Origin of the sequence: Nakamurella sp. UYEF19, from assembly GCF_040546275.1 — a bacterium.
In the GTDB taxonomy this organism is placed as follows: Bacteria; Actinomycetota; Actinomycetes; order Mycobacteriales; family Nakamurellaceae; genus Nakamurella.
The window spans coordinates 227,954-241,674 of record NZ_JBEPNO010000002.1 but is presented as its reverse complement, the minus strand read 5'-3'; the positions used below and the strand labels follow the sequence as shown (position 1 = coordinate 241,674).

The window sequence follows — 13,721 nt, the reverse complement described above, 5'->3', positions numbered from 1 at the left end:
CGAGCCGTTGTGTCGTCCGGACTCGTCGAGGCGCAGCATTTCGACTGTGACGCGGCAAGAGCCGGTCAGTGCTGCTGGGGGCCGTCCGGAAGTTCGATGCCGAACAGCGTGTGCAGGGCCTGCAGGTACCCGGCACTGTCGCCGGTCCGGGCCAGCTCGCGGGCTCGAAGCGTGGGGGTGTGCAGGAGCGACTGGGTAACCCGGTGCATGGCGAGCTCGACCTCGGCGGCCACGTCGTTGTCGTACTTCGCCCGGAGCCGCGTCATCTCCTTCTCCACCGCGACCGAGACATGTTGCCGCAGTGCGACAACCGCCGGGTCGAGCGTGCGGATGGCCTGATCGTCCTCGAAACGGGCGACGGCGGCGATGACCACGTCCTGGGCGGCCGAGATGGCTTCCCGATGTTCCGGGGCCGCTGCGTGGGACACCGTGCGCAGGTCGACGACCTGGACTCCGGGCAATGCCCGCACGCCGGCCGAGACGTCGGGCAGCAGCGCCAGATCCACCACCTGCAATGGATGTTCGCGACCGGAGAGGGCCGCGGTGACCGTACTGACGTCGAGCACCCCGCCGGTGGTGCCGCTGCAGGCCACCACCAGATCTGCCTTGCCGATGGCCTCGGCGAATTGCCCCGGCGCAACGATCTCGGCGTGGTGGGTGGCCGCGAACGAGTCGGCCCGTCCACTGGGCGAGAACACCTGGAGTCGGGTGCAGCCACGGGCCCGCAAAGCGGCCGCCACCACCCTGGCGTAGGCGCCGGTGCCGATGATCAGGCAGGTCGCGGTGGAGAGCGAGTTGCTCGGCCGGTCGTCGTCATCCGTTACGGATGGCAGTTCGGCCACCGCGATGTCGATGGCCACGGACGCAACCGACCGACCGGCCGAGCCGAGTCCGGTGCCGGCGGCGACCTGCTTGGCCGTCCGGGCGGCGGACTGGAAGAGCGCGTTCAGCACCGGGGTGGTGGTGTGGGTCTGCTGGGCGGAGGACAAAGCCCTGGACACCTGACCGGAGATCTCCGCCTCGCCGACGACCATGGAGTCAAGACCGGCGGCGACGGTGAACAGGTGCGCGGCCACCGGAGCGCCGACCCGAACCTTGAGCAGGCCGGCGACGTCGGCCGGTGAGATGCCGGCGACCTGAGCCACCCGATCGGTGACGGCGTCGATCGCGTCGTGGAACCGATCGGCGTCGACGTAGATCTCGAGTCGGTTGCAGGTGGCCAGCAGGACGGTGCCGGAGATGGCTCCGTCGGGCTCGGCGCCGAGCTGTCGCAGGGACTGCGCCAACAACTCGGGACCGGCCGAGAGACGCTCCAACTGGGTCAGCTCAAGATCGTGATGGCTGGCGCCGAGAACCATGAGCATGTTCTCCATCGTACCGTTCTGACCAGCCACAACGAGGAAAGGTGATGCTCACCCGGCAGTACCCGGACCCACCAGGGAAACCCGGTCGCACCCCGGCGTGACGTGCAGGATCTCTCGCCTTGCGCGTCAAACGGAACGCGCGGGAGAGGTAGCTCACCAAGGGTCACCTAAGTCGACGACCGACCTCGGTCGGCTGCTCCGGCCAGGTGGGACGATGGCAGCATCATGACGACGCATGCATCCGGTTCCGATCAGGACCTCCACACCGACCTCGCGCTTCCGGCCGCCCACCCGTTGCGGGACGGCCGCACCGGTGCCGCCCCGCTGCTCACCGCCTACCGTGGCGAGCAGACGACCGGGCATCCGGTCTGGTTCATGCGGCAGGCCGGCCGGTCGTTGCCGGAATACCTCGCCGTCCGCACCGGGACCGGAATGCTCGAGGCCTGTCTGACGCCGGACCTGGCCGCCGAGATCACCCTGCAACCCGTCCGACGCCATCACGTCGACGCTGCGATCCTGTTCAGCGACATCGTGGTGCCGCTGAAGCTGGCCGGGATCGGGGTGGAGATCGTCCCCGGGACCGGACCGGTGGTCGACTCCCCCATCCGGACGGCGGCCGACGTCGCTGCGCTACCCGAACTTGACCCGACCGCGCTCGCACCGATCATCGCCGCCGCGGCGAACTGCGTCGAAGCGCTCGGCGGCACCCCCCTGATCGGTTTCGCCGGCGCACCGTTCACCCTTGCCTCGTACCTGGTCGAGGGTGGCCCCAGCCGGGAACACCTGCGCACCAAGGCGTTGATGCACGCCGACCCGGACACCTGGCACGCCCTGGCCGGCTGGGTGGCGCGGGTGACCGGGTCGTTCCTTCGAGCGCAGATCCTGGCGGGCGCCTCTGCGGTGCAACTCTTCGATTCCTGGGCGGGCGGCCTGTCCCTGGCCGACTACCAGCGCTTCGTCGCCCGTCATTCCGCAGACGTCTTCGCCGCGGTCGCCGATCTCCCGGTGCCCAAGGTGCACTTCGGCGTGAACACCGGCGAACTGCTCGCCGCCATGCGCGACACCGGTGCCGACGTCATGGGTGTCGACCACCGGGTGCCCCTCGACGTGGCCAACGCACGTCTCGGCGGGACGACGCCACTGCAGGGCAACATCGATCCCGCGCTGCTCTTTGCCGGCGACAAGGCTCTGTACGCCGCCACTCTCGAGGCGATCGCGGCTGGCGCGACGGCGCCGGGGCACGTGCTGAACCTGGGCCACGGGGTGCCGCCGGATACCGATCCGGACGTGCTCACCCGGCTCGTCGCGTTCATCCACGACCAACCATGACAGGTCCGGTCGCCCTGCGGGGAGACCTGGCCCGGACGGTGCCGGTCGTCGTCGGGGGCGGCATCGCGGGCCTCGTCGTCGCCTGGGAACTGGCCAGGGCCGGCCGTCCCCCGCTGCTGCTGGAATCAGGCCCCACCGTGGGTGGATGCATCGCGGCCCACCTGGTCGGCGGCCTGGAACTGGATGCGGGCGCCGAGTCCTACGCCACGGCGACCACCTCGGTGGCCGACCTGATCGACGACCTGGGACTGGGCGATGCGATCGTGTCGCCGAACCCGGTCGGCGCCTGGGTCCGGTACGCCGGAGGCTCCGCCCCGTTGCCGACCGCCGCGCTCCTGGGCATCCCGGCCCATCCGCTGGCCGCCGACGTGCGGCGGGTGCTGGGTCTCGGCGGCTCGCTCCGCGCCGGGCTGGATCGTCTGCTGCCAGCGGGATCAGGCGCCCATTCCGCCAGTCTGGGCGCCCTGGTGGGCAGCCGGATGGGCCGCAGGGTCGTCGACCGTCTGGTCGAGCCGGTGGCCGGCGGTGTGTACTCCACCGATCCCGACGAGTTGGACGTCGATGCGGTCCAACCCAGGTTGCGCGGCGCCTTGCGCGAGGCCGGATCCCTGGCCGGTGCGGTGCAGCGGCTGCGCGGCAGTGGCGCGCGTCCCGGCTCGGCCGTGGCCGGTCTGCGCGGAGGCCTGTACTCCCTGGTGGTGACGCTGCGCGAGCAAGTGGAGGCGCTCGGCGGCACCGTCCTGACCGGGGTCGACGTGGCCGGTGTCCGGCCTCGGGAGGACGGCTGGCAGGTGACCACCTCGGTCGGTGACCGTCTGGCCGACACCGTGGTTCTCGCAGTGCCCGGACCCGCCGCGGTGTCCCTGCTCGACTCCGCCGGCATCCCGGCACCGGCAACGTCTGCCGCCACCAGCGACGTGCTGCTGGTGACGTTGGTGGTCGATCACGCGGGGCTTGATCGGCATCCGAGAGGCACCGGCATCCTGGTGTCCCGGCACGCCAGAGGCGTGAGCGCGAAGGCCCTCACCCATGCCACCGCCAAGTGGGCCTGGCTGGCGGAGCGGGCCGGGCCGTCCCGGCACGTCCTGCGCCTGTCCTACGGACGGGGCACCACAGTTGCCGAAGAGGCCCATCCGCTCGACGAAAGAGACCTGACCACGCTGGCGCTGGCCGACGCAGGGACGCTGACCGGGGTGCGTCTCGACCACTCGGCGCTGGCCGACTCGGCCCTGGTCCGCTGGAGTTCGGCGTTGCCACGACCGGAACCGGGACATCGGGCGGAGATGGACCGGCTGCGTACGCAGGTCGCAGCCCGGCCCGGCCTCCACCTGGCCGGTTCGGTGGTCGCCGGTACCGGTCTCGCAGCCGTGGTGTCCGACGCCAGGACCGTCGGCCGAGCGGTGTTGTCCTCGGGCCAGGGCGCTCAATCCCGCTGACGACGTCAGGTACGACACACGGCCGGGGGCGGACGTCCGGCGGCGACTGGGGGAGGATGGAAAGCATGAGCAACGACGATGCCGTCACCTCCGCCCCGGCCGGCGCGGTGACCGAACCTGCAACCCGGGCCAAGACGAGCGCGCGGGCGATCAACGAGGGGATCCGCTACACCGGGTTCTCCGTGTACTCCCGCATCGGCGAGCTGGACGCCCCGGACGACAAGGCCACGGCAGAGCTGACCGAACTGGTCGGCACGTTGGCCGAACAGGACGTGCAGATCCGCGGTTTCTACGACGTCTCCACGCTGCGCTCCGACGCGGACCTGATGGTCTGGTCGCACGCGGGCAGCGCCGAGGAACTGCAATCCGCCTCGCGCGCCCTGCGACGGACGGCCGTCGGGCGGAGCCTGAAGCCGGCCTGGTCCGCGATGGGCCTGCACCGTCCGGCCGAGTTCAACAAGGGCCACGTACCGGCGTTCCTGACCGGTGCACCGGCCAAGGAATGGGTGGCGGTCTACCCGTTCGTCCGCTCCTACGAGTGGTACCTCCTGCCCGAGAAGGAGCGCCGCGGCATGCTCGTCGAGCACGGGATGATGGGTCGCGAATACGACCAGGTGCTGTCCAACACGGTGGCCGCCTTCGCTCTCGGCGACTACGAGTGGCTGCTCGCCCTCGAGGCCGACGAGCTCCACGACATCGTCGACCTGATGCGTCATCTCCGGGCCTCCGAGGCGAGAATGCATGTCCGCGAGGAGGTCCCGTTCTACACCGGGCACCGGATCGACGAGGCCGGTGTGGTCGAGGTGCTGCGATGACGACCTCCTCGGACGGCCAGGTCGCCGGCGGGGTGGGCGCGCAGACTCTCGAGTACGACGCCGTTCTGCTGGCGGGCTTCGGTGGACCCGAAGGTCCCGACGACGTGATGCCGTTCCTGCGCAACGTGACCCGCGGTCGGGGCATCCCCGACGAGCGGCTTGTCGAGGTCTCGCACCACTACCTGGCCCTCGGCGGTTCGTCACCGATCAACGAGCAGAACCGTGACCTGCGCGCCGCACTCGAGGTCGAGTTGCGTTCGCGCGGTGTCGAACTGCCCGTGCTCTGGGGCAACCGCAACTGGGATCCGTTCCTGGCCGACGTGATCAGCACCGCAGCGGCGGACGGACAGGTCCGGCTGCTCGGCCTGGCCACGTCCGCCTACTCGTCCTACTCGGGCTGCCGCCAGTACCGCGAGGACTTCGGTCTCGCGCTGGCCTCGACCGGACTGGTCGGCACCGTCCGCATCGACAAGGTCCGGCCCTACTACGACCGGGCCGGCTTCGTGGCACCCTTCATCGACGATACGAAAGCCGCGGTGCAGGAAGCGCTCTCGGCGGGACTGGGACTCGACGAGATCGAGATCGTCTTCACCACGCATTCCATCCCGATGACGATGGCCGTATCGTCCGGTTCGGATGCCCTCGGCGATCACGACGGCACCGGCGCCTACGTGAACCAGCACCTCGCCGTCTGCCGGGTGATCATGGACGAGATCCAGGCCCTCTTCGGATCGACCGTGTCGTGGCAGCTGGCCTATCAGTCCCGGTCGGGGCCACCCTCGATGCCGTGGCTGGAGCCTGACATCAACGACGTCATCACAGCTCTCAAGACCCAGGGCCGCCGCGGCGTGGTGGTCGCTCCGGTCGGCTTCGTCTCCGATCACGTCGAGGTGGTCTGGGACCTCGACAACGAGGCCCTCGAAACCGCTGCGGCCCAAGGCGTCTGGTTCCGACGTGTGGCCACACCGGGCACTGACCCGAGGTTCGTGTCGGCGCTGGTCGACCTGCTGGTGGACCGGCTGGAACCGGGCTTGGCGCCGGCCGAACGCACCTCGCCGACCGGCCTGCCGCCGCGGCCCGACTTCTGCGCGGTCGGCTGCTGCCGCAACGCCCGCGGCACGAAACCCACGACGGCTGCGCAGGACTCGGCGTCGGACTGGCAGGAACTGGCGGTCGACCCGCGAGCGTTGATCGCCTCCGGCATTCCGGGCGTCGACATTCCGGGCGTCGATATTCCGGGCGTCGGCTGAGGCGTGGTCAACACCTTGCGGGTCGGTACCCGTGGCAGTGCGCTCGCCGTCGCGCAGTCGGGCCTGGTGGCGGGGGCGATCTCCCAGTCTTCGGGCAGCGGCTCGGAACTGGTGACGATCAGGACCCAGGGCGATGTGAACCTGGGCCCGCTGGCCTCGATCGGCGGCACCGGTGTCTTCGTCATCGAGGTCCGATCACGGCTGCTGGCCGGGGATGTCGACGTGATCGTGCACTCGCTCAAGGACCTCCCGACCGCCGAGGCGCCAGGCATCACCCTCGCCGCCGTCCCCGACCGGGAGGACCCGGCCGATGCCCTGTGCTCACGGAACGGGCTCACGCTGGACACGTTGCCGCGAGGCGCAAGGGTCGGCACGGGTTCACCTCGCCGGGCCGCCCAGCTGCTGCGCCACCGGCCGGATCTCGCGATCTCGGCCATCCGCGGCAACGTGGACACCCGGCTGGCGATGATCGGCAGCGGAGCGATGGACGCGGTGGTGCTGGCCGCGGCGGGCCTGGCCCGGCTGGGCCGTTCCGCGGCGATGACGCAGCGGCTCGGACCCGACCTGATGCTGCCCGCGCCGGCCCAGGGCGCGCTGGCCGTCGAGGCCCGGTCGGACGAGGCCGGAACCTCGTGGTACGCCGCCGCTCTGGCTGCACTCGATCACGGCGCGACCCGCGCCGCTATCACCGCCGAACGCAGTCTGCTGGCGGCTCTGGAAGCCGGGTGCACTGCACCGGTCGGCGCCTTCGGCACCGTCGAGGACTCGGTGCTGACCCTCGTCGGCGCGGTCATCGCGACGGACGGCAGCCGGGAGATCCGCGGCGCCATCACCGGGCCGGTGGCTGACGCACACCGCCTGGGCAGCGATCTCGCCGCCCAGCTGATCGACGACGGGGCGGCCACGCTGCTGAGTGCGGGGTCATGAGCCCTCTCGACGGATGGCGGGTCCTGGTGCCGAGACCGCTGGGTCGCGGTGCCTCGCTCGTCTCCCTTCTGTCCGCGGAAGGCGCGGTGGCGCAGGCGGTTCCGATGATCGCGATCCTTCCGCCCGACGACCTGGCCGCCCTCGACGCGGCCGTCATGGCCCTGGCCGCCGGCGAGTACAGCTGGGTCGGGTTCACCTCGGTGAACGCACTCTCCGCCGTGACGGACCGGGCCGGTCATCTGGCCCTGTCCCCGGCGGTGCCGGCCGACACCCGGGTCGCCGCAGTGGGACCGGCCACCGCCGCCGCCCTGCGTACTGCGGGCCTGCCCGTCGACCTGCTGCCCGAGCACGGCGGATCCGCCGCCGCACTGGCCACCATCTGGCCCGCCGCCCACCCGGACGAGTCGGTGCTGCTCCCGCAGTCCGAGATCGCCGGGCCGATCCTACGGGAACGTCTCCGGGACAAGGGTTTCCGGGTCGAATCCGTGACCGCCTACCGAACCCTGCCACAGCCGCTGGCGGAGAGCGTCGCCGCCGACCTGGTCGACGGCGAATACGAAGCCGTCCTGCTCACCTCGCCCAGCACGGCCGAGTCGCTGGCTCGGGTGCCGATCGCTGCGGGCACCGTCCTTGGCGCGATCGGCCGATCCACCACGACGGCCGCAACGGCCGCAGGACTCGACATCTCCTTCACCGCAGCCGATCCCACCGACGCCTCGCTCGTCGGCGGGCTGGCCGCATTCGCCACCCGACATCCCCGCAGAAAGCCGTGAACGATGACCACTTTCCCCCCGCCCAGCTCGACCGCTTTCGGCGCCCAGTTCCCCGTTTCCCGGCCCCGGAGGCTGCGCCGCACGCCTGCCTTGCGGCGGCTGGTCGCCGAGACCCGTCTGCATCCGGCTGATCTGGTGCTCCCGATGTTCGTGAAGGAGTCCCTCTCCGAGCCCTCACCGCTGGGATCGATGCCCGGAGTGCTGCAACACACCCGCGATTCGCTCAAGGCCGCCGCCGCCGAGGCGGTCGCCGCGGGGGTCGGCGGTCTGATGATCTTCGGTATCCCCTCGGTTCGTGATGCCCAGGGCAGCGCGGCCACCGATCCGAACGGCATCCTGAACCTTGCCCTGGCCGATCTCGAGGCGGAGGTCGGCGACGCGACGGTGCTGATGGCCGATCTGTGCCTGGACGAGTTCACCGACCACGGGCACTGCGGGGTGCTGGACGAGAACGGTGCGGTCGACAATGATGCCACCCTGCTCCGTTACGCCGACATGGCGCTGGCCCAGGCCGAGGCGGGGGCCGATCTGCTCGGCACCTCGGGGATGATGGACGGGCAGGTGGGCGTCGTCCGTCAGGCCCTCGACTTCGCCGGGATGACGGACACCGGCGTCTTCGCCTACGCCGCCAAGTACGCCTCGGCCTTCTACGGCCCGTTCCGAGAGGCAGTCGACTCGGCGCTGATCGGCGACCGTCGGACCTACCAGCAGGACCCGGCGAACCGTCGCGAAGCTGCCCGCGAGGTGGCCCTGGACGTCGCCGAGGGTGCGGATCTACTCATCGTCAAACCCGCGATGAGCTATCTCGATGTGCTGTCGGATACAGCGGCGAGCGTGGACATTCCCGTTGCCGCCTATCAGGTCTCCGGTGAGTACGCGATGGTGGAGGCGGCTGCGCAGCACGGCTGGATCGACCGGGACCGCGCGATCACCGAGACCCTGACCTCGATCCGGCGGGCGGGTGCCTCGATCATCCTGACGTACTGGGCCACCGAGGTCGCCACCAAGCTGAAGGCAGGAATCTGACGTGAACGACCACTTCGACACCGCCGACGTCCCGGCCAGCGCAGCCCTGTTCGCGCGGGCCTCGAAGGTGACTCCGGGCGGAGTCAACTCCCCCGTGCGTGCCTTCCGATCCGTCGGCGGCACACCACGTTTCATGGTGTCGGGGACCGGCCCGTACATCATCGACGCCGACGGGAAGCAGTACGTCGACCTCGTCGGATCCTGGGGGCCGATGATTCTCGGCCACTCCCATCCCGACGTGATCGAGGCGGTGAGGGCCGCCGTCGGCCGCGGGCTCTCGTTCGGCACCCCGGGTGTCGGCGAGGTGGCGCTGTGCGAGGAGATCGTCTCGAGAGTGGCTCCGGTGGAGCAGGTCCGCCTGGTCTCCTCCGGGACCGAGGCCACCATGTCCGCCATCCGGCTGGCCCGCGGGTTCACCGGCCGGTCGAAGATCGTCAAGTTCGCCGGCTGCTACCACGGGCACGTCGACGCGCTGCTGGCCTCCGCCGGGTCCGGCGTCGCCACCTTCGCCCTGCCGGACTCCGCCGGAGTGACTGCCTCGACCACCGCCGAGGTGATCGTGCTGCCCTACAACGACGTCGAGGCGGTGCAGGCGGCGTTCGACGCCGAGCCCGGACGGATCGCCGCGATCATCACAGAGGCCTCCGCGGCCAACATGGGCGTCGTACCGCCGCATCGCGGTTTCAACGCCGCCCTGGCGCGGATCGCCCACGCCGACGGAGCCCTCCTGATCACCGACGAGGTGATGACCGGTTTCCGGCTCAGCCGTTCTGGGATGTTCGGACTCGACGGCGAGATCGAGGGCTGGGCGCCGGATCTGATGACGTTCGGCAAGGTGATCGGCGGTGGACTCCCGGTCGGGGCCTTCGGCGGCCGCGCCGACATCATGGGTCTGCTGGCCCCGCTCGGGCCGGTCTACCAGGCCGGGACGCTGTCGGGTAATCCGATCTCGACCGCCGCCGGCCTCGCGAACCTGATCGGCTGCACCGACGCCGTCTACCGGCACTTGGACGAGACCGCTTCGACCGTCGGCGATCTGGCCTCCGAGGCGCTGGCCGCGGCCGGGGTGCCGCACCGGCTCCAGCGGGCCGGGAACCTGTTCTCGTTGTTCTTCGCCGCGGACGAGGTCCACAACTACGACCAGGCCCGGCTGCAGGACACCACGGCGTTCGCCGCGTTCTTCCACTCGATGCTCGACTCGGGCGTCTACCTACCACCCTCGGCGTACGAGGCGTGGTTCGTCTCGGCGGCGCACGACGAGGCTGCCATCTCGCGTATCGCCGACGCCCTGCCGGCGGCCGCCCGGGCCGCCGCGACGGCCGCCGGGGTCTGAGCCTCTCCTCGTGGAGGGGGTTTGGCGCGTCCTCGTGGTGCCTCCTGCGCGGCGCGAGGGCGCTGTCGGTGCCGGCTGGCAGGATCAGCACCAGTCCCCCCGACCCTGAGGAATCCCATGCCTGCACGCCGTCCGACCCGGCCCGCCCCACCCGATGTCGACGCCCTGCGCACCGCTCTCGGCCAGGGCAAGGTGGTCCGGGTGGGCATCGCCCCGTCCGGCCAGTTCCCCGACGGCGTCACCGGTCGGGTTCGCCGCATCGGTGATCCGGCGATCGACGGAGACGAGTACCTGTTCGTCGAGGTACCGGTCGGCGGGTCCAAGGACGTCCTCCCCTTCGCCGCCATCGATCTGACCGGTCCGCCGGCCCGGCGCGCAGCCAGTACCGCTGCACCCGCCGCGGTCGGAACTCGGCCTGGTACATCCTCCAAGCCGCGGGGCGGTTCCCGGACTGCCGTCCGGGCGGCGGGTGCGCCGCTGGAACTGGTACCGGCGCAGGCCAGTTCGCCGGTCGCTGCCCCGGTGCTCACCTCGGTCCCACGGGACGGGTCGGGTTCCTCGACGCCGACCACAACCGGCGCCACTGCGCCCTCGCTCGCCTCGGCACCCTCGCTGGTCCCCGTACCCTCTGCCGGCCCGCCGCCCAAGGCGACCGGGCGCGCTGCCGGTCCCGGTCGTTCACCCGGTCAGAGCCCCGGCCGCACGACCCCCACCGGCAGGGGTAGGCGCCCGCCGGTGAGCATCACCATCAGCACGGCCGGCGACGACTCGGCATCCTGGCGGATCGAGGCGAAGATCGGGGCGAAGTCGGCGGTCCGGCCCACCGTCATCCCGCCGTCGCGGGTCTGGTCGATCGTCGAATCGCTGGGCGAGCCGGCTCTGACTGCGGTGGTGCACACGTTGTTGGAGGATCACCGACGGTCCACCCAGGCCAGGGCCGATGCGCTCGCCGCGGAACTGGCCAGTCTCCAGCAGGAGTTGGAGTCGTTCCCGGACAACGACTCCCGCTGATCGGTTACGCACCATCACCGCTCCCGCCCTTCCCGGACCCTTCGGTCAGGAACGCACCGCGGGTGACGGTCGAGATGCGGCCGTCCTTGACGCAGACCACTGCGTCACCCTGCAGATCGGTCCGCAGGATCGTCGTCCCGATCGCGGTGAGCTGGGCCAGAGCTTTGGGACTCGGCTGCCCGTAGTCGTTCCCGAGGCCCACCCCGATGGCGGACACGGTGGGGTGGACGGCGGCCACGAAGGCGGGCAGCACCTTCGCCGAACCGTGGTGTGGCTGCTCCATCACGTCCGCCCGGAGATCCACCCGATCGTCCAGCAACTGCTGCTGGGCCTCGTTCTCGATGTCACCGGTCATCAGGATCCTGATGCCCGCGATCTGCGCCATCAGCACCACCGAGTCGTTGTTCTCGTCCGAGTCCGTTCCACGGAAGGCGCCCTCCGGGCCGAGCACCTCGAAGCGGAGTGCCCCACTCCCCCAGGTCGTTCCCTTCGGTAGGCCCACCACCGGAACGCCCTGCGCTGCGGCCAGCTGGTTGATCTTTCGCCAGGCGGGTGGGGCGTCGCGATCAGGTCCGACGCCGATCGCACCGACGCTGCGTCCGGCCAGCACGCCGGCGAGTCCGTCGACATGATCGGCATGCAGGTGGGTGAGAACGATCAACGGAACCGTGCTGATGCCCAGCCGGGTCAGGCAGGCATCGATCAGGTCAGGATCGGGCCCCGCGTCCACCACCACCCCGGTCCCCGGTTCGCCGGTCGAGAGCACCATCCCGTCTCCCTGGCCGACCTCGCAGGCCGTCAGCACCCAGTCCGGCGGTGGCCATCCAACGGAGATGACCTGTGCGGGAACAAGAATCATGGCAGCTCCGACCACTACCGCCAACAGCAAGGCACGCACCTTCCGATGCCGCAGGATCAGCATCCCGACCATCAGCAGTCCGGCCAGGGCCAGCACGCCGGGCACGCTGGCCGGCCAGGGCAGAGAGGCGGACTGCCAACTCGCCAGACGGTGGGCCACGAAGGCGATCCATTCCAGCAGCGGCTGGTCGATCCCGGCGAGTGACCGTGCTGCTCCCGGCCACCACGGACCGAGAAGCGCAGCCGCCATGCCGATCACCAGAGCCGGTGGAACGACGGGTGCCGCCAGCAGGTTGGCTGGGATGGAGGCCAACGAGACGGCACCGCTGAGAGCGGCGATGACCGGCATGGTGGCGACATGCGCCGCCACCGGAACGGCCAGCAGATCCGCAAAGCCGGCCGGCCACCCGCGACGCTGCAGGGCTTTGGACCAGACCGGCGCCAGCAGGATCAGGCCGGCGGTTGCCTGGACGGACAACGCGAAGCCCACGGACCGGGCCAGGGTCGGGTCGTAGAGGAGGAGCAAGATGGCGGCGGCCGCGAGCGCCGGAAGCGCCGTTCGATTGCGGCCGACCGACATCGCCAGGAGCGCAATCGATCCCATCACCGCGGCTCGGAGCACCGACGGCCCCGGTCCGACCAGTACGATCAATCCGATCACCACGACGGCGCCACCGGCGGCCGCAATCCGCGGGCCGGCTCCGCGCAGCAGCAGGACGGCCAGTCCACACAGGAGGGCGAAGTGCGACCCCGACACAGCCAGCAGGTGCGTCAGGCCGGTGACCTTCGCGTCGGCGGCCAGGTCCGGTGGAATGCCATCGGTGTTCCCCACGACCAGCCCCGGCAGCAGGCCCTTGGCATCAGGGCTGAGACCGGAAGCGCTGCGCACCAGACGTTCCCGGACCGTGGCACCGGCCCGGTGCCACCAAGGGGCGCGCGCCAGCATCTCCGGACCACTACGCGCCTTGAGCGTGACACCCGGGAGGATCGAGTAGTCGTCGGGAGTCAGGAGGCCGGCGGCACGGATCCGCTCACCCGGGACCAGGTGTGCCCATCGATCTCCGGTAGCCATCAACGAGATGTCCATCGCCGGCTCGAATTCGGTGTCGGCGATGCTGGCCAGGTCGGCGTGGCCGGACACCAACCACTGGCCCGGCGGACTTCCGTCAGGGTTCGGAGCAGCGTCAGCAGCTGGGAATCTGCTCGCGATCTGCTGCGGTGCAACACCGATGGTGATCTCGACGACCGCCCATGATCCCTTGGCGGACGCGATGGTCAACGGGTTGTGCTCGGCGAAGTGCCAGTCCAGGGCCGAGATCGTCAGCGCAGCAACAAATCCGGCACAGACGGCGAGCCAGCCGGACCACCAGACGACGCCGCGGCGATGCAGTGCGACCGCCACGGACCCGCCGAAAGCAGCTGCGCCCGCGATCACCGCCGGCCCGATCCAGCTGACGCCCGAGAGGCCGACCAAGGCGCCGGCCCACACCGCCAACGCCGTCGGAACCAGCCGGAGGTCAAGCGGAGGCGGTGTGTCCTCCTCGACCCAGCGTCTACCCACCGGCCCTCACCGGGTCGCGCTCCCCTGGCATTCAGCGG

Annotated in this window: 11 protein-coding genes; 9 read left to right on the top strand and 2 right to left on the bottom strand. The window is 70.6% G+C overall.

Annotated elements, in window-relative coordinates; genetic code table 11:
* Positions 1-65 precede the first annotated feature (65 nt).
* Positions 66-1,364 (bottom strand): glutamyl-tRNA reductase, encoded by a 1,299-nt coding sequence (locus tag ABIB25_RS04270; RefSeq protein WP_354527177.1) that lies wholly within the window; start codon positions 1,362-1,364, stop codon positions 66-68.
* Between the two features lie 225 nt (positions 1,365-1,589).
* On the opposite strand from ABIB25_RS04270, the gene hemE reads away from it, so the two are divergent.
* The 9 genes from hemE (at position 1,590) to ABIB25_RS04225 (ending at position 11,264) form a co-directional block, all read left to right on the top strand.
* Positions 1,590-2,693: a uroporphyrinogen decarboxylase gene (hemE, locus tag ABIB25_RS04265; RefSeq protein ID WP_354527176.1), complete on the top strand. Its 1,104-nt coding sequence runs from the start codon at positions 1,590-1,592 to the stop codon at positions 2,691-2,693.
* Positions 2,690-4,129, top strand: coding sequence for a protoporphyrinogen oxidase (gene hemG, locus ABIB25_RS04260; protein WP_354527175.1), 1,440 nt, complete (start codon positions 2,690-2,692; stop codon positions 4,127-4,129). The genes hemE and hemG overlap by 4 nt, the downstream gene beginning before the upstream one ends.
* Positions 4,130-4,194: 65 nt before the next feature.
* Positions 4,195-4,944 (top strand): hydrogen peroxide-dependent heme synthase, encoded by a 750-nt coding sequence (gene hemQ, locus ABIB25_RS04255; RefSeq protein ID WP_354527174.1) that lies wholly within the window; start codon positions 4,195-4,197, stop codon positions 4,942-4,944.
* Positions 4,941-6,194 (top strand): ferrochelatase, encoded by a 1,254-nt coding sequence (locus ABIB25_RS04250; RefSeq protein WP_354527173.1) that lies wholly within the window; start codon positions 4,941-4,943, stop codon positions 6,192-6,194. Before hemQ ends, ABIB25_RS04250 begins: the two co-directional genes overlap by 4 nt.
* Positions 6,195-6,197: 3 nt before the next feature.
* The gene (hemC, locus tag ABIB25_RS04245) at positions 6,198-7,121 is read left to right on the top strand and encodes a hydroxymethylbilane synthase (protein ID WP_354527172.1); all 924 of its coding nucleotides are present in this window, start codon (positions 6,198-6,200) and stop codon (positions 7,119-7,121) included.
* Positions 7,118-7,894 (top strand): uroporphyrinogen-III synthase, encoded by a 777-nt coding sequence (locus tag ABIB25_RS04240; protein WP_354527171.1) that lies wholly within the window; start codon positions 7,118-7,120, stop codon positions 7,892-7,894. Before hemC ends, ABIB25_RS04240 begins: the two co-directional genes overlap by 4 nt.
* Before the next feature lie 3 nt (positions 7,895-7,897).
* The gene (hemB, locus tag ABIB25_RS04235) at positions 7,898-8,920 is read left to right on the top strand and encodes a porphobilinogen synthase (protein WP_354527170.1); all 1,023 of its coding nucleotides are present in this window, start codon (positions 7,898-7,900) and stop codon (positions 8,918-8,920) included.
* A 1-nt stretch (position 8,921) separates the two neighbouring features.
* On the top strand, positions 8,922-10,253 hold the full coding sequence (gene hemL, locus ABIB25_RS04230) for a glutamate-1-semialdehyde 2,1-aminomutase (RefSeq protein WP_354527169.1): 1,332 nt from the start codon (positions 8,922-8,924) through the stop codon (positions 10,251-10,253).
* Between the two features lie 117 nt (positions 10,254-10,370).
* The gene (locus ABIB25_RS04225; RefSeq protein ID WP_354527168.1) at positions 10,371-11,264 is read left to right on the top strand and encodes a hypothetical protein; all 894 of its coding nucleotides are present in this window, start codon (positions 10,371-10,373) and stop codon (positions 11,262-11,264) included.
* Between the two features lie 4 nt (positions 11,265-11,268).
* Here the strand turns inward: ABIB25_RS04225 and ABIB25_RS04220 are convergent, their stop codons facing one another.
* Entirely contained in the window at positions 11,269-13,683 is a 2,415-nt protein-coding gene (locus tag ABIB25_RS04220; RefSeq protein ID WP_354527167.1) for a ComEC/Rec2 family competence protein, read from the bottom strand.
* Between the last annotated feature and the right edge of the window lie 38 nt (positions 13,684-13,721).